Here is a 19,481-nt window from a genome sequence, read left to right as displayed (position 1 = left end):
CGCACGCCATGAACGAGACGGGCAACGACGCCGCTTCGATTGCGGACCGGCATGCGCGCTACCCCGACGCGCAGATCCGCGCGATCCTGAACAGCACGCGCACGATCGCGCTGGTGGGTGCCTCGGCGAACCCGGCGCGCCCGAGCTGGATCGTGCTCAAATACCTGATCGACCGGGGCTATGCGGTGATTCCGGTCAATCCCGGCCTCGCCGGCCAGGACCTGCTCGGGCGCCGGGTGGCGGGCTCGCTCGCCGAGGTCCAGGGGAGCTTGGGCGGGCAGCCGATCGACATGGTCGAGATCTTCCGCAATGCCGCCGCCGCCGGCCCGCTGGTGGACGAGGCGCTCGCCCTCGATCCCTTGCCGAAGGTGATCTGGATGCAGCTCGGCGTGCGCGACGACGCGGCCGCCGCCCGGGCCGAGGCCCGCGGGCTGACGGTGATCATGAACCGTTGCCCCAAGATCGAGTACGGCCGCCTCTCGGGGGAGATCGGCTGGACGGGGGTGAATTCCCGGATCCTGAGCGCCAGGAAACCGGTCCTCGCGGGCCGGGGGGTCCAGAAGCTCACCATCGCGGAGCGGGGCCGGCGCGGCGACTGAACGCGATTCCGACAGCGTCCCGTAGCGCGGTACTATGATACCTCATCGATCAAGCTGCTCTGATTGCTCGCCTTTTCGCGATCGTCGATTTTGCTGTTGACCCGGCTGCCGGGTCCGGCTATGCACCCGCCACCGCCGCCGCGTGCCCCCCACGCGGCGGCTCGTTTTTCGGCACCCCGATGCCTTCGGATCCCGACGCGTCGGGATCCGGCCCGTCGGAACCCCTGGGATTTGGCTATGAAGACCACCTCGCTGAAGCCCGCCGAGGTCGACAAGAAGTGGATCGTGATCGACGCGGAGGGCCTGGTCGTCGGCCGTCTCGCCTCGATCGTGGCGATGCGCCTGCGCGGCAAGCACAAGGCCGCCTACACGCCCCACGTCGATTGCGGCGACAACGTCATCGTCATCAACGCCGAGAAGGTGAAGTTCACCGGGCGTAAGTACAATCAGAAGAGCTACTTCTACCACACGGGCTATCCGGGCGGCATCAAGGAGCGCACGGCCAAGTTCATCCTCGAGGGCCGGTTCCCCGAGCGCGTGGTCGAGAAGGCTGTCGAGCGCATGCTGCCCCGCGGCCCGCTCTTCCGTCAGATCCTCGGCAACCTCCGCGTCTACAAGGGCGCCGAGCACCCGCACGAGGCCCAGCAGCCGCAGGCGCTCGACGTCGGCGCCCTCAACCGCAAGAACGTGAGCGCTTGATCATGGCGACCCTGCAGTCCCTCGCCGACCTCAACCGGGCGAATACCGGCGCGGTCGACCCCGCCAACGAAGCCCCCGTCCACGTCCAGAAGCTGGACGCGCAGGGGCGCGCCTACGCCACCGGCAAGCGCAAGGACGCGGTCGCCCGCGTCTGGATCAAGCCCGGCAAGGGCACGGTCACGGTCAACAAGCGCCCGGTGGAGACCTACTTCGCCCGTCCGGTGCTGCGCATGATCCTGCGCCAGCCGCTGGAGATCGCCGGCCGCGTCGACCAGTACGACATCACCGTCACGGTGGCGGGCGGCGGCCTCTCGGGCCAGGCCGGCGCGGTGCGCCACGGCCTCTCGAAGGCGCTGACCTACTACGAGCCGGAGCTGCGCGGCCCGCTGAAGCGTGAAGGCTTCCTCACCCGCGACGCCCGCGTGGTCGAGCGTAAGAAGTACGGCCGCAAGAAGGCCCGCCGCAGCTTCCAGTTCTCCAAGCGCTAAGACATCCGGTCATACCGGTGTCACGGAGAGGGCGGTTCCTGCGGGGGCCGCCCTTTCGCGTTTCAGGACTCGGTTCAAGGCTCGGCCGTTGACAGGCTGCCGCACGGCGCGCACCTGATCCCCGGCCGCGATGCCCGCCTCGGGCGGCATGCATTTCGGAGAAAGCGAGACGGACGATGGCTGGCCAAGGCGCGACGAAGCCCACCGTGTTCATCGACGGCGAGGCCGGCACCACCGGCCTCGGCATCCGCGAGCGCCTGGAGCGCGACGGGCGGGTCGCCCTGCGCAGCATCGCCCCGGAGCACCGCAAGGACCCGGAGGCGAAGCGCGCGCTGCTGGCCGAGGTGGACCTCGTCGTGCTCTGCCTGCCGGACGAGGCCGCCAAGGAGACGGTGGCGCTCGCCGACAGCCTGCCCGGCGGCGGGCCGCGCGTCCTCGACGCCAGCACCGCCCACCGGGTCGCCCCCGGCTGGACCTATGGCTTCCCGGAGCTGACCCGGGAGCAGGGGGCGGCCGTGGCGCGTGCCCGGCGGGTGGCCAATCCCGGCTGCTACCCGACCGGCGGCGTCGCGCTCCTGCGCCCGCTGGTGGAAGGCGGCCTGATCCCGGCCGATCACCCGATCAGCGTCAACGCGGTCAGCGGCTACAGTGGCGGCGGCAAGAGCATGATCGAGGCCTACGAGCAGGGCACGGCGCCGCCGTTCCAGCTCTACGGCCTGGGCTTCGCCCACAAGCACCTGCCGGAGCTGCAGCTTTACAGCGGTCTTTCCCGGCGGCCGATCTTCGTGCCGTCCGTGGGCAATTTCCGGCAGGGCATGCTGGTGAGCGTGCCGCTTCACCTGGACACGCTGCCGGGCCGGCCCGCGGCCGCCGATCTGGAGGCCGCCCTGCGCGACTGGTACGCCGGCCAGCCGCTGGTGCAGGTGGTGCCGGGCGCCGGAACCGGCGCGCACCGCGAGAAGATCGAGCCGGAGGATCTCAACGACACCGACCGGCTGGAGCTGCGGGTGTTCGGCTCGTCCGAGCACGGGCAGGCGGTGCTGGTGGCGCGGCTCGACAATCTCGGCAAGGGCGCCTCCGGGGCGGCGGTGCAGAATCTCGGCCTGATGCTCGGGCTCGACGGCTGAGGCTCAGGCCGCGCACTGAGACCCAGCGGAAGACGTGCGGCGGACCGGATCCCGTGTCCGCCGGCGCGCGGTGCCCCCACGTCGACATCCGACGCAGTCCACGCATGCGCGCGGATCGGGGGATCTGATCCTTTAGGGACTGGTCGTCCCAGGCGGGTGGAGAAGTCGGCTTCGGCCAGCTACACCTCGCGACGCCGACGACCCTGCCCGCGTTTCGGAGGGCTCGGCACGAAATCCTGGCGGAAAGGCTCGGGCGCGATTTGATGGGTGCGGACGTCGATCATCATCGGGACTTCGTCGATCTCGCGCAGGGCAGCGCGTGGACACGCGTCGGCCCGGACGGCTCGTCACCGGCCGGAGCCGATGGGTACGCCACAGCGATCGCGATCGACCTCGGCCAGCGGTTTCCCGTTCACAGCCTTCAGATCGGCGCCTCCGGGGACGCGGGCGCGGCCGACATCCGTGTCGCCTTCTCCGACGACGGCACGACGTGGTCGCCGCCCGAGCGCGTACCTCCGGCCGACGACGCGGCGCCCGCAGCCGAGATCCGGATCGCTCCGGGGAAGGCCGCCTGGGCCCGACACATCCGCGTCTCGACCCCGAGCCCCGCGGCCCAAGGCGACCCAGCCGTGCAGATCTGGTGCGAGCGTGCCGCGTTCGACCTGATCGTGCTGCGCAAGCTTCTGGACGCCGATTTCGACATCGTGTCCGAGCAGCCGGGCAGCGACGTGTACCGAGCCTACCGGCTCCGGAGCAATCCGGACCAGACGGGCCTCTCCCTCGTCGGCGTCGATCTCTACGAGAACGGAGCCTTCGGGAACTTCATCATCCAGTGCCTGATCGCCATCGGGATCTGCCGCGCGCTCAAGCTCAAGTACCTCAAGCTGTCCATCATGGACAGGAGCGAGGTCCTCGACTTCGTGCAGGCCCGCGAGATCGGCGGCATTACCTTCATACCGGCCAACGATCCCCTGCCGCCGGACGGCTACTTCCTGTCGGGGATGTTCTTCGACGTCCGGGTCCAGAAGCTCGCGGGCGATCTCGACCAGAAAGAGACGCGCCGCATCATCAAGGATTACATCCGTCCCCTGTTCAACCGTATCCCGACGCGCTTCGAGGAGAAGCCGGCGGAGGAGCTCCACATCCACATCCGATCCGGCGACATCTTCAGCACCTGGGTCGCGCCGCACTACCCGCAGCCGCCGCTCGCCTTCTACAAGCTCGTCATCCAGCGCCTGCTCGCGGAGAAGCGCATCACGTCGATCAAGATGGTGTTCGAGAACCGGCTGAACCCGGTGATCCCCGCCCTGGAGGCTTACATCGCCGAGATCGGCGTGCCGCTGACGACGCAGAGCGGGACGCTCGCCGACGATGTCGCGGCGCTCGTCAATGCGCGGTACTTGGTCTTCGGTCTGGGGACGTTCGGGCCGGGCGTGTGCCACCTGTCCGACCATGTCGAGCAGGTGTTCTACTTCGCCTCGGGATGGCCTCAGCATTTCAGGGGCATCTCGACCATCGGGAAGATCACCGAGGTCGTGGACGTGGCCGGCGCCTACACGAAGGTCGGTGAGTGGGACAACTCGCCCGAGCGGCGTGCCCTCATGCTCGATTACCCGGCCGCGAATCTCGCCTTCGACGACGCCTGATCCGCCGGACCGGCCCACCTTGCCGAAGACCGGAAAACCGGTGACAAGCGCCCAGCCGTTCCGCCGGAGGACAGACTTGGCCAGCGCTGACCCGTCAACGGAAGCCCTGCGCGTCAACGCCTTCGCGATGCACCGGGCCGAGGTGCTGATGATGCAGCGGCGCCGGCTGCGACCGCGCCACACCACCCTGGTCAGCTTCGCCGCGAAGTACCACTACGTGGAGAGCCAGCGTCGGCTGGCTGCGGCGGCCGCCGCCACCGGCGATTTCGACACGATCGAGAGCTGGTCACCCGACCGGCTGCGCGAGACGCCGTTCTACCGAGAGCACCGGGAGATCCTCGACCGGTCCCGGGGCGCCGGGAACTGGGCCTGGAAGCCCTACGTCATCGCCGAGGCGCTCGAGAAGCGCCGCGACGGCGACTTCATCCTCTTCAGCGATACCGGGATGCAGGCGGTCGGCGACGATCCTCTGCCGCCGGTGGCGCCGCTCCTGACCTGGCTCGCCGGATCCGAGCGGCGGGTCGCGGTCGGCGTGCTCCACGGCCGGCCGCAGCGGGTCTGGACCAAGCGCGACTGCTTCGTGCTGATGGGATGCGACGCGGAACGCTACTGGGAGGCCGACCAGATCCAGGCCTCCTGGATCGCCTTCATGGTCAGCCCCGCCACCCGCCATCTGGTCGCCGAGTGGCTGCGCTACGCGAGCGACCCGCGGATCGTCACCGACATGCCGAGTGCGATGGGGCTACCGGATCTCGACGGCTTCATCGACCACCGCTTCGACCAGAGCATCCTGTCGAACCTGATCTACAAGCTCGACCTGGAGATCCCGCCGCTGCGGCAGCCCTCGAAACAGATCCGGACCCTGATCGAGGAACTCGAGACGGACACGCTGGTGGCGACCCGGCCCTCCGAGAACATCGCCGCAGGCAAGACCTGGACGGCTAGCTCCGCGTCGCCCTGGTCGGGGACGACGGGCGTCTATGGCGCGCGCACGACCGGCGACCCGTCGTTCTTCTTCCACACGGCGCTGGAGCGGAACCCCTGGTTCGTCCTCGACCTCGGTGCGGTGGAGCGGGTCTCGGAGATCCGGATCTACAATCGCTGGGGGCAGCTCAGCGAGCGGGCGCAGCTGATGCGCGTCTGGCTGGGCGAGACCGAGGACAGCTATCGCCTGGTCTTCGACGCCGTGGACGCCCACTGCCATCCCGGCCTGCCCCTCCATCTGCGCTTCGACACCGCGCGGTTCCGCTACCTCAAGATCGATCTCGACGAGGAGCAGTACCTGCACCTCGACGGCATCGAGATCTTCGCGGCGCGCTGAGGCCCCGGCAGCGCGCGACGGCATGAGCGCAGAGATGTCAGACAAGCCGCTCTTCCCGTTCGGGCCGATCCTGTTCTTCGGCGATTCGGTGACGGCAGGACTGACGGCCGGGGCACCGCAGCTCTTTTCCGGGCCGCAGACGGTCGCGCGCGGGATTGCCGGGCAATCGACCCGGGACATGGTGCGGCGGCTTCGCTCCGACATCGCCCTGTACGGTGCCCGGGGCCTTCACCTGATCGCCGGCCGCGACGACATCCTCAGCGGCGACGGCGCGTCATCGCTGGAGCAGATCACGGCCGACATCGCCACCATGCTGCAGGACGCCCGCGACCTCTATGTGCGGACCTGGGTCGGCTCGATCCCGCCGGTCGATCCGGCCGCCACGGCCGGGCTGCCGGTCGCGCGCATCGGGCAGGTCAATGCGTGGCTGCGCGAGCACGCTCCGGCCTACGGCGCGCAGTTCATCGACTACGATCCCGTCCTTGCCACCGAGACGGGCGCGCTCCGGCCCGCGTTCAGCGACGACGGCATCCGGCTCAATGCGGCCGGCGAGGCGGCGCTCCGGGCCACGATGATGGCGGCCCTGACCGCCCCGGGCGTCGAGCAGATCTGGGCCCCGCCGGAGAGCGAGGATGCCGCGCGACGGCGCAAGTTCCTGCATCATTTCGGCTATCTCGACTCGAACACGCGCTATCCGAGCCCGTTCATCCAGTTCGCCGGCAAGCCGGGGGCGAGCCATTACGGCGTCCCGTTCGATGCCAACGGCTTCCTGAACGCGGCGCCGATCGCGGAGCGAAAGCCGGCCGGCGAGACCCGGATCCTGGTCGTCGGCGACTCGACCACGATCGACGGCGGCGACATCGCCAAGACCCTCCCGGGGCGCATCGAGCGGATCCTGCGTGCGGACGGGCTGGCGGGCGCGAAGGTCTACAATTTCGGGGTGATGTCGAGCTGCCTCACGCAGATGACGCACCTGATCTGGTCGCGTCTGGTGAACTACAGCCCGGACGCGCTCATCGTGGTCAGCGGCAGCACCGACCTGTTCCAGCCCTGGACCTACGATCCCCGGCCCGGCTACCCCTACAACGCCTTCATCACCGAGCGGCTCTACGACCATTTCTTCGACACGCACGATCCCCGGGCGCGCGAGGACGGTCTGTCCTACGATGCGCTGATCACGCTGATCTACGGGGAGCTGAAGCGGCTGCGCGCGGAGGTCGGCTGGCAGAGCCCGGGCTGGGAGGACGCGGTCGTGCACCAGTACGAGCGCGCCGCGCACCGCCTGACCAAGCTGTCGCACGATCACCGGGTGCCGGTCGTCAGCGTGCTGCAGCCGACGATCCTGCGCAAGCGCCACCTCACCGAGGTCGAGCGCGGCGTCGCCTCGGGGGCGTTCCTGGCCTATCTCGACCGCCAGTACACCAAGCTGGAGGCCTTCACGGCGCAGCTCGCGGCCCGGCGCCCGTACCGGCGCACCTTCACGGCGCTGGACCTCAGCGGCATCTTCCGCGACCGGGAGGAGGGGACCTTCTACGACATCGTCCATTACGACGATCCGGCCCGCGAGATCGTCGCGGCGCGGTTGGCCACCGAGATCCGTGGCGCCCTGGAGCGAGCCCGCCCGCGGACGCCCTTCGCGCGCGCGCTGCGCCTTCTCGGCAGCCGGCGGCGCTGAGACTCCAGCCCACCGAGGTCATCGCGGGGTCACTCCGGCGACGGGTGCGTCGGGCGGCACCCTTCGCCGCCGGTCTCCCTCGTTCGCCTCTGACGTCCCGCGCCGGACACCATCAACCCTGCCCGGCCTGCAGGTCTGCGCCGTCGGCACACCCGGCTCGGACATTCCGCCGACCGCGCGGCTCTACGCCGGCCTCTCGCGCCCGCCGGGCTGCTGTTCGAGGTGGGCGCGCAGGATCGCGTATTGCTCCACGACGCGGTCGAGTTTCGCGGCGTTCGCCGCTTTGATCGTCTCCGACCCGAGATCGGGCTCATAGGTGGCCGCAAAATGCGCGGCGTACGCTTTCAGCTTCACGGCGACGAAATCCATGTCCGCCGACCAGACGGCTTCCGCGCGGACTTGCTGGAGGCGCCGGGAGATCGCGAGCCAGTGCAGATCGAGGGCGATGCCGCTGCCCATCTGCCTGAACAGGTCGAACATCGAGTCGAGGATCTCGTTCGCGCTACGGGTCGGCATGGCAGAACGCTCCGTCACGCCTGCGCCGGGAGGAGATCGGGCCGTACGTACCAATCGTCGAATAGGGAGAGGTGCCGGAACCGTCGGCGGTACCCCAGGCCGGTCAGAAGATCGTAGATCTTCCCGCGGCTGTCCGAGAAATTGTGCTCGACGCTGATCAGGGCGATGTCGCGGCTCGCGAAATCGAAGCTTTGCAGAACATCGAACTCCCCGCCCTCGACGTCGAGGCTCATGTAGTCGATCTGCCGGGGTGCGCGGGCCTCCGACAGGAAACGGTCGAGCGAGATCGTCTTGACCGCGTATTGAACGCCCTGCTGGCGCGCATCCGCGTGGAAATCGCCCGTGATGAGATCCTCGACCCCCGACAGCTCGCCGATGTCGACCTCGTTGAACAGGACCTCAATGCCATCGGTTTTGTAGACGCACTGATCGGTGATGTAGCAGTTGCGATTGCGATACAGCGCCGCGTGCCAGGCGCGGGCCGGCTCCGCCAGAGCCCCCTGCCAGCCGAAGGTCTTCTCGAGCAGGAGCGTGTTGCTGAGGCTGACGCCGTCACAGGCACCGAACTCGACGAAATAGCCGTTCCGCTTCTCCTTCAACTCGTACAGGACCCACAGATCCTGCAGCAGCTGCGCGTTGGAATAGGGGGCCATCCGCGCGGCGAACGACAGGAATTCGAGATCGGACTGGAGGATGTGGGGCTTCTCGTCCAGGTTGTCCCTGAGATGGATCAGCGCGTTGAAGACCGTCAGAAGCTCGGCACTCATGGTCCGCGGTTGCACCTTCTGGCTAGCATTGCTCGATACCGACGGGGCCGTGCGATCGCGTCAGGGATGGACACGGCCGAGGGGCCGGGTGCCCAGGATCCGGTTCGAGCCGTCGAACAGAACGGCGTGCTGGAGCGAGTCAGGCCCCTGGTCGGGGACGGCGCCCGCCGCCTTTCGGATGGCCGACAGGAAGAGCTTCCGGCTGAACCCGTAGGGGCGCAGGCTGCCCAGCAGCGCGTCGACCAGCGTGGCCATGGCGTCGGACCGCGCGCGGGCCTGGTCGCGGTCGCGCAGGGCCGCGTCCCGCTCAGCCCTGATCACCGCCAACGCGATCTGCTGCTGCTGGATCTGACGGATGTAGCGCGTGTCGAGGTCGTGGACGGGGTTCTTCGTCATACGGCAGCCTTGAGGGCCCGGAAGGAGATCAGGCCGGGACACGGACGGCGACCGGCGTTGCCGATCGCACGCCGCGGTGTGCCCCAGATCCGCGGCACCATAGCGACGGTCCGCAGCGCTGTGCAGGCGGTCGAGACGGTTTTGCGCATCACCGCGCGCGAAGGCCCGGTTCGATCCGCGCGTGAGGCGTGTGGCGGATCATACCGTTCCGCCCGGCCGTCAAGCCCCAGCCCCCTCGTCCGCCATGGCTGACGCGGCGGCCTTCAGCCCCCACCGCACGAGGTCCTCGGCGTCCCGGGCCGATCTGGCCTCCGCGTAGCATCGCAGTTCCGGAGCGTTGCCCGAGGCGCGGAAGTGGATCGTCCGTCCACCGTCCAGATCGATCCTGATGCCGTCCTGCTGATCGATGGCCTGCGGCGAACCGATCGGCCGGAGGAAATCGTCCCGGAAACCCGCCTCGCCGAGACGGGCGAGAAAGGCGCTGCTCCGCTCCGCGGGCGTGTTCGGAAGCCGGTCGCTCGCCATCTCGCCCGCATCGAGCGAGGCGACCAGATCGGCCAGCGACAGGCCGGCCGCGCGCGCCGCCGCGAGCGAGGCCAGGATGGGCAGCATCGCATCGCGGGTCGGCAGGATACCCAGGACGTTTTCGCCGACGCGGACGTCCGACCCCAGCAGGAAGCCGCCGTTGGCCTCGAAGCCGATCACAGCCCGGGCCCCGGCGCGTCGCGCCTGCTCCATGCCGGCGATGACGAAGGGCGAGCCGACCCTGGTGCGGATGACCTGCTTGAAGCCGCCCGATCGCTCGAGGGCCGAGCAGGCCGTCACCGGCACCACGGCCGTATCGGCGCCCAGGTAGCGGGCCGTGATGAGCCCGAGCACGTCGCCCCGCACGATCTGCCCGATGCCATCCGCCATCAGGGGCCGATCGGCGTCACCGTCGGTGGTCACCAGCGCGTCGTAGTCGCCGGACGCCATGACGCCGCGGATGAACGCGACGTCCTCGGGACGGTGCGCCTCGGTATCGATCGGCACGAAGGTGTCGGACCGGCCGATCGGCGTCGCGCTGGCACCGAAGCCGGCCAGCAGGTCCGTCAGCAGATCGCGCGCCACCGAGCTCTGCTGATACACCGCGATGCGCAGACCCTCCAAGGTCCGGGGCGCGAAGGTCGCGCGGTAGCGCTGGCGATAGCGCGCGATGGCATCGGGCTCCGGCAGGGGCGGGACGGGGGACGTCGTCGCGTCGGACGCTTCGCTATCGCCCAGAGCGGCCAGGATGGCGGCCTCGTCGGCTTTGGTGATCTCGCCGTCGGGGCGGTAGAATTTCAGACCGTTGCGGTCCTCGGGAATGTGGCTGCCGGTGACCATGACGGCGTAGGCGCCGCGCCGCATCGCCTCGAGGGCGAGGGCCGGGGTGGGGAGGGCGCCGCAATCGACCGCCGAGAAGCCAGCTGCCGCAGCCGCATGCGCCACTGTCTCGGCGAGGCCGGGGCTGCTCGCCCGCAGGTCCCGCCCGATCACGACTTCGCGCCTGCCGTTCCCGGCCGGAACCGATCGGAAGAAAGCGCCCGCATAGGCGTAGCACGGGCTGCCCACGAGGTCCGTCACGAGACCCCGCAGCCCGCTCGTCCCGAATTTCAGACTGCTCACGGCATTCCTACCGATGCTGACGCTGCGACATGCGCGTGACCCATGCCCAAAATCGCGCTCCGTCACAACGCTCGGCCTGCGGACACGACGCCGGACGCGAACGCCGTCAGGACGATGGCTGGGTTCTCCTGCCGATCTCAGGCGCGGCACGGCGCCCGTGTGCGACGGGCGCGGATGTGTCGTTGCGGATCCTGAAGCGGCTGCGGCTGCCCCTCAGCCGCGTCTCTCAAGCCGCGAGCGCCGCCTGACCGTCCCGGCCGTGCGCCTGGTCCATGATCTCGCCGATCCGCTCGCCGACCGCGACCGCGATCGCCACCGAGGCCGGCCCTTCCAAGCCCTGCCGGCAGATCCGGTCGAGGACGTCGGTCACCCGCTGCTCCATCACGCCGAGGATCGCCGCGGCCGCCTGGGGCTGCGCGCCGCGCAGCACCGCCGCGAGGTCGCAATAGGCGTCGTGAAGAAGCCGGAGCGTCAACCGCTCGACCGCTTGCTCGTCCGCCGCCGCCAGTGCCCGCATGTCGCGCCTCTTCACCCCACTGCCGGCAGCCTCGCCCGGACCTGTTAACAACAGGTGAAGACGACAGGCGCAAAGCAAGACTCGGCTAACCTATCGGATCCTGGGGGGTGCTGGCATCCGGCGCGGCGCTTGATGCCCGCGCGTCGATCCCGCGCCGGAGACGATCTCGGTCACCGAGCGGGCGAGATCGGATGGAACTTGGCGCGCCCCCAAGTGTCGGATCTGCGAGACCCTTCACCACGGGAGTTCCTCATGCGCGCGCTTCTCCTGGCTGGCCTCTGCCTGTCGTCAGCCGTCACCACCCCCGTCCTGGCACAGGTGCAGCAGAACAATCCCAATGCCGCCAACCAGTCGATGGGCCTGAACAGCCAGATGCGCACCCTGCAGCAGGACCAGACGACCCAGAGCAACACGCTCCGGATGAACATCCAGCGGAACGAGGCCGCGACGCCGGCCCCGAACACCGGCCCCAACGCAATCGGCCCTGTCGGTGCCCGGCCGGGCCCCGTGGGGCGCTAGAGCTGTTCCCGACCCCGTTGAGCCGGTCGACCACGGGGCGCCGGCGTGGTGTTGGATCATCCCACCCTCGTCCTCATCTTGAGTGCGGCGAAGCCGCCTCGAAGAGAGGCCCCAGCCAGCCGGGCGATCCCTGAAGCCATCCTTCGAGGCCCGCTGACGCGGGCACCGCAGGACGAGGAGATTGGACACGGAAACGGCCTGGTCGTCGCGGCTTCAAGACGGCTTCGGTGGTGTCCTCCGCGACCGGCCGAAAGCCGTGCTTCTGGCTGCTGCCTGCGCGGTTGCCTGATCGGCGGCGGCTCTGGAGGCGTGCGTCCGGATCGATCAGGACCGGCTACCGGTCCGAAAGGCTCGATCCGACGCAGCCCGAGAGATGGCTCGGTGTTCCGAGCTGCGTACCGTTCGGGTTAGTGTCCAGGCTCAACTCTGGAGCGACGAGGCCGCCAGGGGCTGATTGGACGGCTGGACAGGTTCAGAGGCCGGCTTGCTGCCAGCGAGGGGAATGACAACGCGATCGGGTCGAATCTCGGTCTCACCAGACCCTGACAGATTGGTATCATCACGTCGGTCGGCTGGCAGATCGGCCTCATCGTGCCCTGGACGCACGTGCAGCGGCAGAGGGCTGACGCAGGGGCCGGTAGCAGCGATAAGGGAGACGGCGAGCATCAGTGAGCGCATGGTGACCAGCCCAGCGCAACCTGGAGCGCGCCCGAGCGCCGCCAGGCCGCTCACCCGGGTTCAATCAACGGAGCGCCGATCCGCCGCGGTGACCGGGTTGTCGGGCCGAGGCCAGACCGCGGCATCGTCGGGCAGGGTGCGCAGCACCGTGCAGCCCATGCCGATCATGGCCCGCTCGCCGATCTTCAGACCCTGGAGCACTTTGGCGAGGGGACCGACCAGGCTGTCCGCACCGATCGCGCAGCGGCCGCCGATGAAGGCCGCGGGCGAGATCGTCGTGTTGTCGCCGATCGCCGCGTCGTGGCCGATGATCGCGCCAGTGTTGACGACGCAGAACCGGCCCAACCGGGCATCGACGTTGACGATCACCCCATGCGCGACGAACGCACCCGCGCCGAGCGCGACGCCCTGGCTGACGATCGCATGCGGCGACACCAGGGGCGGGCAGGGGAGCGCATGCCGGTCGAGCCAGGCAATGATCTCGGCGCGCGCCTGGATCGCGGCTCGGCTCACGCCGCCCACCGCGAGGGCCACACCGTCGAACTCCGCGCGATCGGCCAGCAGCGCGTCGAGGTAGCCCCGATAGGATCCAACCTGGGCGGTCGGCTGGCTCGAGTAGGTCGCCTCCACCGTGTAGCCGCGCATCTGCGCGACTTCGGCGATCTCCTTGGAGAAGCCGCCGCCGCCGATCAGGGCCAGGCGCTTGGTCGCGCGCGTCACCGGACTCTGTCCGTCACAGCGTCGCCCCGCCGTCGACCCGCAGGATCTCGCCGGTCACGTGCCGGGCCTGAGGCGACATCAGGAACGCGATGGCTTCGACCACCGACTCGACGGTCGCGGCGCCCGCGGGGCTGCGCTTCTCCAGCGCCTCCTTGAACTCCGCGCCGTACATGCGGGCATGGGCCTGGGTCATCTCGGTGTCGAGCCAGCCCGGCGCGACCGCGACCGCCCGCCGGGGGGCGAGTTCGCGGGCGAGGCCCCGGATCAGCGCGTCGAGCCCCGCCTTGGAGGCGGAATAGGGGACGATGGCCGGCTCCGGGCGCTGCGCGGCCACCGAAGACACGGCGCAGAACACGGCGTCGCGGGTCGAGATCCGGGCGCTGCCGAAGGCGGAGGCGAACAGGGTCGGGGCGACGAGGTTCGTCTTGTAGAGCCGCTCGACCTCGTCCACGCCGAGGCTGCGCATCGGCTTGATGATCTGGACTCCGGCGCAGTAGACGAGGCCCGTGAGCGGGCCACGCTCGGCAACGGCCGCCTGCAGCACGCCGCCGATCGCCGCGAGATCGGTCACGTCCGCCGCGATGGTGGCGATCCCGGCCGCTGCGAGTTCGGCCAAGCGGTCCGTCCGACGGGCGAGGGCGGTGACCGCCCCCTGCTTGGCGAACCGCTCGGCCACGGCCCGTCCGATGCCGCTGCTCGCTCCGACGACGAGGATGTGCCCCTCGGCCTCCGCCATGGTCCCGGCCTCAGGCTTGCAGTTTCGTGCCGGCGATGCCGAGGAGATCGTCGGTGGTCGCGGCCTCCGCGATCCGCGACGGCTCGACCTCCAGACCCAGCGTGTCGAACAGCGCCATGATGTTGAGGATGCCGAGGGAGTCGAAGGTCTCGATCTCGCCGAGCTTCTGGCCGCGCGCGAGCGGCCCCGGCCGATCCAGGATCGCGCCGAGCTCGTCCAGGAACCCAGCCTCGGTCATCACGCGGTCTCCTCGAACTTCAGGACGGGCGGTGCGTAGATCCGGTCGGTGGTGATCGCGCACGCACCCCAGCTCAGCCCCACGCCGAATCCGGCCAGCACCGCGCGCAAGGGCCGGTGTGAGAAATCCTCCGCCAGGAACCCCGAGATCGTGCCCGGGATCGAGGCCGAGTTCTGGTTCCCGTAGACGGATTGCGTGCCTGAGGGAAGCTTGCCGTCGTCGAGGCCCAGGCGCCGCTGCAGGTTCTTCAGGATGTACTTGTTCGGCTGGTGCAGGACGTAGAAATCCGGCTCCTCCGGCCGCAGGTCGGCGGCCGCCAGGATGTCGGTGATCAGGGACGGCACGCGCTTCAGCGTGAAGTTGAACACCTGCGCGCCGTCCATCTGCATGGAGGCGGGCTTGTCGCGGTCCTCGGCATCGGCGCGCAGGCCGCTATGCGGGATGAACAGGGCCTTCTCGCCGGACCCGTCGCTGTGGAGCTGGAACACGCTCTCGGTCGCGCGGCGTTCGATCAGCACGGCGGCGCCGGCATCGCCCATGATGGGGGTGATGGCCCGGTCGTCCTTGGCGACCATCCGGCTCGCCACGTCGCCGACGCAGAGCAGGATCCGCTTCAGCCCGGATTCGACGAGGCTGTAGGCGACCGAGAGGCCGTACACGAAGCCGCTGCAGCCCAGCCGCATGTCGAAGCAGAGCGTGTCGGTGCGCATGCCCAGCCGGTGCTGCAGGCCGATCGCCGTCGAGGGCGAGCTGTAATCCGGCGTCTGGGTGACCAGGATCAGCCCGTCGAGATCCTCCGGCCGCAGGCCGAGCCCGTCGAGGAGGTGCCGGGCGGAATGCTGACAGAGGTCGGCCGTCGTGGTGGTATCGCGCACGACGACGTGGCGCGTGGTGAACCCCATGGCGCGCTTGAGCCGCTCGGCCTCGTCCGGCGCCATCCCGAGATCCGCCGCCTCCGCGTCGAAGGCCAGCGCCCGGCCGCCGACCGTGGTGACGAGGCCGGCGAGGCCCGCGTTCCGGAACCGGAGCTCAGCCACGGTTCACGGCTTCCGCCACGTAGTCGAACCAGCTCTGGATCCGGCGCAGCGGCGAGCGCGTGCTGTCGAGGATGCTCTCATCGGCCAGCGGGACGTAGCGGCCCACGGCCTTCTCGACCTCGGACTCGGTCTCGAGCAGCAACTCGACCACCGCGAAGGAATCGATCTTGTCGAACAGGTCGTCCTCGGGCCCGAGCGCGCCCAGCTCCGGGCGGCCCCAGGTGTCGACGAGGCGATCCAGGGTGGCGCGGGCCGCGGCGGCGGCGCTCTCACTCCGCGACGATGTGGATGTAGGCGGTGTCATCCGGTCCTCGGGTCAGTCGATAGTCCTTGCCCTCGGGGCCAGAGCCGATGAGCGCGAACCCGTTCTCGTCCAGGAAGGTCTCGACCATGCGGTTCTTCGGGCTCGGGCGGTAGTGGGCCCGCAGCGCCGGATCGGCCTCCTGCTGGCAGATGTAGCGCAGGACTTGGCTCTCAATGCGGCGCCCCAGCGCCCGGCAGCTCATCAGGAAGGTCTCGAGCGCGCCATCCCGGACGATCGCGACCCCGACGACACCCATGTCGCCGAACCGGTCGACCACCCGGGCCGCGTAGACGCTGCCCTGCCGCATCGCGGAGGCGACCTCGTCCTCGGTGTAGCGGCGCGTGGTGAGATTGAACTGGTTGGTCTTGTTGATCAGCTGCGTGACCCGCCGTAACGAGCCCGGATTGTTGCGGGCCATGTGCACGCGGATGTCGAGAGAAGCGAGGTAATCCTCCATCGAAGCGGCCGAGCGCTGCAGCTCCTGCCGCTGCGCCTCGCCCCGGTACTGCTCGGTCTTGGCTAGATCCTCGGCGGTGACGTTCCGGGCTCGCAGGGACGCGATCCCATCGAGGAGCGCGAGGGCCAGCTCCGGACGCGTCCGGTCGAACAGGTGGCACTCGACGCCGGGCAGCCGCGCCCGGACCTCCTCGATCTCGAAGGGGTTGTCGTCGAGGAAGATGAAGCTGTCGAGGCCGAGATTGAGCGTCTCGGCGAGTTCGCGGATGTTGTCGCTCTTCTCCGACCAGTTGCTGCGGTAGGCCACGAAATCGTCGAGGCGCAGCGGCATCGCGCGCTGCGCGAAGACCGAGCGGAAATCCTCGTCGTTGTTCTTGGTCACCGCGCAGAGCAGGATGCCCAGGCTCTTCAGGCGCAGCAGCTGGCGCTGGAGCTGCGTGTGGACGATCCCCGGATAGTCGGTGTCGACCTCGAGGTTCTCGACGCCGTCCTCGCCCACGACGCCGCCCCAGAGCGTGTTGTCGGCGTCGACCACCACGACCTTCCGGCGCGCCCGCAGCCGGACCGCGACGGCGTCCGCGTAGCGCTCGACCAGCGCGTCCACGGCGGCCGGGGCGTAGGGCATCTGGTAGAGGAGGCGGTTCCGCTCGCGGAACGCGTTGGCGAAGCCGAGGATCGCGAGGGCGCCGGCCGCGTCGACCACGCTGACCCGTTCCTGCGCCCGGGCGAGGTCGAACAGCACCGCGTTCACCCGGGCCAGGGCTTCGAGCTGATCGTGGAGATCGCTCTCCACCGACGAGACCGGCACGAACGGCACCGTGTTGAGGATGACGGTGCCGGGGCCGCGCCCGAGCCGGGCCGAGACCAGCTCGGCGAGGGCCCGCGCGCGGGCGACCGCGCCGGCATCCGGGGCGACGTCGAAGAACCAGCGATGGTCGAGATGCACGATCAGGACGTCGACGGAGGCCGGCCCCGCCAGGACCTGCTCGATCTGCCCGATGGGGAAGTGTTCGCAGCTCGCGTCCGCGAGGTCCGCGAGGCGGCCGGACACTTTCCCGAACGGGTTGGTGACGACGTTTCCGACGAAGCCGATCGACAGGGCGCGAGCCGTGGTCATCCTCGATACCGGTTCCTGCGGCGTCCCGGTGGATGCCTGCCCTCCGGCGGTTGACCGGCCCCTTTCCGTGCGTGCGCGTGCCGCCCTCTTGCGAGATCCCCTGTCATAAAGCAAGGGGCGAAGCGGTTCGCGCCGGTGCCTCCGTGCTGCACGCGGGCGCTCGGTCGCGGCCCCGTCGGGGCCGAGGCCGCGGATGAGGAGCTTCCCGATGAACGGACCCGGGTCGGACGATCCCCCCGCGATGACGCGGGTCTGGACCGAGGCGCATCAGATCGCCTTCGCGCGGGCCACCGGCGACGTGAACCCGATGCACATGGATGCGCGCGTGGCCCGCCGGACGCTCGCCGGCGACAGGGCCGTTCACGGCGTTCATGCCGCCCTCTGGGCCCTCGATGCCTGTGCGGACAAGCAGCCGCTCGCGCGGCTCGCGACGCTGCAGATGCGGTTCGAGCGCTTCGTGCTGGTCGGAGATCGGGCCGAGGTCACGGTCCACGACGCGGATGCGCGGCAGATGCGCCTGTCGGTGTCGGTGGACGGGGTCCGTACGGTCACGATCCAGGGGACATTCGCGGCCGAGCGGGCGCCGGCCGAGACGGTCGACGCGGCACCGACCGAGATCCCGGACGCGCCGGACGTGATCGATCCGGCGACGATCGCCAGTCTGGCGGGCACGTTCCGGCTTCCCGATCCTGCGGCAATCGCCGCGCTGGCGCCGCGGCTCGCGCAGGCGATCGGCCCCGCCCGCGTTGCGGGGCTGGGTGGCCTCTCGACCCTCGTCGGGATGTTCGTGCCCGGGCTGCATTCGATCCTCTCGAAGATCGACGTGACGGTCACCGACGCGGTGCACGGATCGCGCCTTGCCTACGCGGTCAAGCGGTTCCAGCCGATGCTGCAATCGGTAACCCTCGAGGCGAAGGGGCCGGGCCTCACCGCGCGGGTCGAAGCCTTCGTCCGTCCGCGCCCGGTCGAGCAGGAGAGCCTCCAGGAGATCGCCGCGCTGGTGCAGCCGGGCGCGTTCTCCGACGTGTCCGCCCTCGTCATCGGCGGTTCGCGGGGCCTGGGCGCGGCGACGGCCAAGCTGATCGCCGCGGGGGGCGGTGCGGTCTGCATCACCTACGCGTCGGGCGTCGACGAGGCGGAGGCGGTCGCCCGGGAGATCCGGGACGGCGGCGGCCGCTGCCAGGTGCTCCGCTACGACGCCGCGGGTCCGGTCGCCGCGCAGCTCGATGCGCTGGCGATGCGCCCGTCCCAGCTCTACCATTTCGCGACGCCCCGCATCTTCCGCCAGAAGCGCGCGCCGTTCGAGCCGCCCTGCTTCGAGGAGATGATGCGCGTCTACAATTACGCCTTCTACGAGTTGAGCCTGTTCTGCCTCGGACGCCGGGATGCGGTGTCGGCCTTCTATCCCTCGACCACCGCCATCGACGAGCCGCCCCGCGACACGCTCGAATACGTCATGGCGAAGAGTGCCGGCGAAACCCTCGCCGCGACGATGGCGCGGACGATCCCGAACCTGCGGACCGTGATCGAGCGCCTGCCGCGGGTGCGGACGGATCAGACGGCCACGATCTTCCCCGTCCCGGCCGCTTCCCCCGGCGCGCTGATGCTGCCGATCATCCGGCAGATGTCGGCGACGGTCTGACCCGCACGCCGACCGCCCCGGGACGAGCGGCCCCGCTCACTCGGCTGCGGCGTCGCTGTGAGGCTCGTCCTCGGCAGACCTGTCCTCGGCCGGACCAGCCTCGCCCACGGCCTCTTCGGGCTCCCGGTCCGAGCCCGGTGCGGCGGTGAAGAAGTCGCCGTTCCGGACCGCTTCGCCGCCCGTCACCATCATGCTCAGATAGGTGTTGAGGGTGTTGGGTGCGACGTCGGGGAGCCGTTCGGCGATCTCGGCATGCGACAGGCCCTGCGGACCCGCACTGCCGAGCAGCCCCTTCAACCGGCCCTTGGCCGAGTTCGCCCGCGGACCGCGGGCGCCGCGCCGTCCGCCCTGCTGTGGCGCAGCGCGATCACCGGCGGTTGCCCGCGGGGCCTCCGAGGAACGCGGATGCCCCGTCTCCTCGAGCGGAACGCCCTCCACGATCGAGGTCAGCGCGGCCTCTGCCGCGCGGAGCTTCGTCAACTCCGCCGCGATCCGATCGTAATCGCTCTGCAGGGCCGCGCGGCGCGCCCTGACGTCGACCAGAGCTTTTGTCAGCGTGTTGTCTTCAGCCACGGGATGGCCTCATCCTCAAGATCGCTCAAGGCCGGCCATACGTCATAGGCCCCTTCGGACGTC

At 69.7% G+C, this 19,481-nt stretch carries 21 protein-coding genes; 9 read left to right on the top strand and 12 right to left on the bottom strand.

The genetic code is table 11. The features are described 5' to 3' along the window. Nucleotides 1–8 precede the first annotated feature (8 nt). The 7 genes from AC3WSN_RS09100 (at nt 9) to AC3WSN_RS09070 (ending at nt 7,555) form a co-directional block, all read left to right on the top strand. Entirely contained in the window at nt 9–599 is a 591-nt protein-coding gene (locus tag AC3WSN_RS09100; protein WP_192708447.1) for a CoA-binding protein, read from the top strand. Between the two features lie 237 nt (nt 600–836). Next, entirely contained in the window at nt 837–1,298 is a 462-nt protein-coding gene (gene rplM, locus AC3WSN_RS09095) for a 50S ribosomal protein L13 (RefSeq protein ID WP_160534646.1), read from the top strand. A 2-nt stretch (nt 1,299–1,300) separates the two neighbouring features. Further along, nucleotides 1,301–1,786, top strand: a complete 486-nt coding sequence (gene rpsI / locus AC3WSN_RS09090) for a 30S ribosomal protein S9 (protein WP_492537430.1) — start codon at nt 1,301–1,303, stop codon at nt 1,784–1,786. A gap of 176 nt (nt 1,787–1,962) precedes the next feature. Continuing rightward, on the top strand, nt 1,963–2,913 hold the full coding sequence (gene argC / locus AC3WSN_RS09085) for an N-acetyl-gamma-glutamyl-phosphate reductase (RefSeq protein ID WP_192708449.1): 951 nt from the start codon (nt 1,963–1,965) through the stop codon (nt 2,911–2,913). A gap of 263 nt (nt 2,914–3,176) precedes the next feature. Further along, nucleotides 3,177–4,559, top strand: a complete 1,383-nt coding sequence (locus AC3WSN_RS09080) for a coagulation factor 5 8 type domain-containing protein (RefSeq protein WP_492537428.1) — start codon at nt 3,177–3,179, stop codon at nt 4,557–4,559. Between the two features lie 76 nt (nt 4,560–4,635). Then, on the top strand, nt 4,636–5,880 hold the full coding sequence (locus AC3WSN_RS09075; RefSeq protein WP_492537426.1) for a hypothetical protein: 1,245 nt from the start codon (nt 4,636–4,638) through the stop codon (nt 5,878–5,880). 34 nt (nt 5,881–5,914) lie between these two features. Then, the gene (locus AC3WSN_RS09070; RefSeq protein WP_492537424.1) at nt 5,915–7,555 is read left to right on the top strand and encodes an SGNH/GDSL hydrolase family protein; all 1,641 of its coding nucleotides are present in this window, start codon (nt 5,915–5,917) and stop codon (nt 7,553–7,555) included. Nucleotides 7,556–7,738: 183 nt separating this feature from the next. Here the strand turns inward: AC3WSN_RS09070 and AC3WSN_RS09065 are convergent, their stop codons facing one another. The 5 genes from AC3WSN_RS09065 to AC3WSN_RS09045 form a co-directional block, all read right to left on the bottom strand. Continuing rightward, a complete protein-coding gene (locus tag AC3WSN_RS09065) occupies nt 7,739–8,035 on the bottom strand; it encodes a hypothetical protein (protein WP_373622517.1) in 297 nt (98 codons plus the stop codon). Between the two features lie 50 nt (nt 8,036–8,085). Continuing rightward, nucleotides 8,086–8,838: an FkbM family methyltransferase gene (locus AC3WSN_RS09060; protein ID WP_492537422.1), complete on the bottom strand. Its 753-nt coding sequence runs from the start codon at nt 8,836–8,838 to the stop codon at nt 8,086–8,088. A 60-nt stretch (nt 8,839–8,898) separates the two neighbouring features. After that, nucleotides 8,899–9,234: a hypothetical protein gene (locus AC3WSN_RS09055; protein WP_192708455.1), complete on the bottom strand. Its 336-nt coding sequence runs from the start codon at nt 9,232–9,234 to the stop codon at nt 8,899–8,901. 219 nt (nt 9,235–9,453) lie between these two features. Then, nucleotides 9,454–10,881 carry a phosphohexomutase domain-containing protein gene (locus tag AC3WSN_RS09050; protein ID WP_492537420.1) on the bottom strand — a complete coding sequence of 476 codons (1,428 nt, stop codon included), beginning with the start codon at nt 10,879–10,881 and terminating at the stop codon, nt 9,454–9,456. Between the two features lie 226 nt (nt 10,882–11,107). Then, nucleotides 11,108–11,398, bottom strand: coding sequence for a hypothetical protein (locus tag AC3WSN_RS09045; protein ID WP_192708457.1), 291 nt, complete (start codon nt 11,396–11,398; stop codon nt 11,108–11,110). Between the two features lie 252 nt (nt 11,399–11,650). Here AC3WSN_RS09045 and AC3WSN_RS09040 point away from each other — a divergent pair, with 252 nt between their 5' ends. Beyond that, nucleotides 11,651–11,917, top strand: a complete 267-nt coding sequence (locus AC3WSN_RS09040; protein WP_492537418.1) for a hypothetical protein — start codon at nt 11,651–11,653, stop codon at nt 11,915–11,917. Between the two features lie 738 nt (nt 11,918–12,655). Here the strand turns inward: AC3WSN_RS09040 and AC3WSN_RS09035 are convergent. The 6 genes from AC3WSN_RS09035 to AC3WSN_RS09010 are packed head-to-tail and all read right to left on the bottom strand — an operon-like array spanning nt 12,656 to nt 17,203. Continuing rightward, nucleotides 12,656–13,315: an LbetaH domain-containing protein gene (locus AC3WSN_RS09035; protein ID WP_492537416.1), complete on the bottom strand. Its 660-nt coding sequence runs from the start codon at nt 13,313–13,315 to the stop codon at nt 12,656–12,658. 13 nt (nt 13,316–13,328) lie between these two features. After that, a complete protein-coding gene (locus AC3WSN_RS09030; RefSeq protein WP_492537414.1) occupies nt 13,329–14,051 on the bottom strand; it encodes an SDR family NAD(P)-dependent oxidoreductase in 723 nt (240 codons plus the stop codon). Nucleotides 14,052–14,061: 10 nt separating this feature from the next. Next, a complete protein-coding gene (locus AC3WSN_RS09025; RefSeq protein ID WP_192708461.1) occupies nt 14,062–14,289 on the bottom strand; it encodes a hypothetical protein in 228 nt (75 codons plus the stop codon). Next, complete coding sequence (locus AC3WSN_RS09020; protein WP_192708462.1) at nt 14,289–15,326, bottom strand: ketoacyl-ACP synthase III; 1,038 nt, start codon at nt 15,324–15,326, stop codon at nt 14,289–14,291. Before AC3WSN_RS09020 ends, AC3WSN_RS09025 begins: the two co-directional genes overlap by 1 nt. Then, complete coding sequence (locus tag AC3WSN_RS09015) at nt 15,319–15,630, bottom strand: hypothetical protein (RefSeq protein ID WP_238200138.1); 312 nt, start codon at nt 15,628–15,630, stop codon at nt 15,319–15,321. The genes AC3WSN_RS09020 and AC3WSN_RS09015 overlap by 8 nt, the downstream gene beginning before the upstream one ends. Continuing rightward, on the bottom strand, nt 15,596–17,203 hold the full coding sequence (locus AC3WSN_RS09010; RefSeq protein ID WP_492537412.1) for an HAD-IIIC family phosphatase: 1,608 nt from the start codon (nt 17,201–17,203) through the stop codon (nt 15,596–15,598). Before AC3WSN_RS09010 ends, AC3WSN_RS09015 begins: the two co-directional genes overlap by 35 nt. Before the next feature lie 208 nt (nt 17,204–17,411). On the opposite strand from AC3WSN_RS09010, the gene AC3WSN_RS09005 reads away from it, so the two are divergent. Further along, the gene (locus AC3WSN_RS09005; protein ID WP_492537410.1) at nt 17,412–18,845 is read left to right on the top strand and encodes a MaoC family dehydratase; all 1,434 of its coding nucleotides are present in this window, start codon (nt 17,412–17,414) and stop codon (nt 18,843–18,845) included. 36 nt (nt 18,846–18,881) lie between these two features. Here the strand turns inward: AC3WSN_RS09005 and AC3WSN_RS09000 are convergent, their stop codons facing one another. Then, the gene (locus AC3WSN_RS09000; RefSeq protein WP_192708465.1) at nt 18,882–19,418 is read right to left on the bottom strand and encodes a hypothetical protein; all 537 of its coding nucleotides are present in this window, start codon (nt 19,416–19,418) and stop codon (nt 18,882–18,884) included. Between the last annotated feature and the right edge of the window lie 63 nt (nt 19,419–19,481).

The organism is Methylobacterium sp. FW102-HT35C08 (assembly GCF_058790235.1).
The sequence above is the reverse complement of the archived record's forward strand: the minus strand, read 5'-3'. Positions and strand labels throughout refer to the sequence as shown.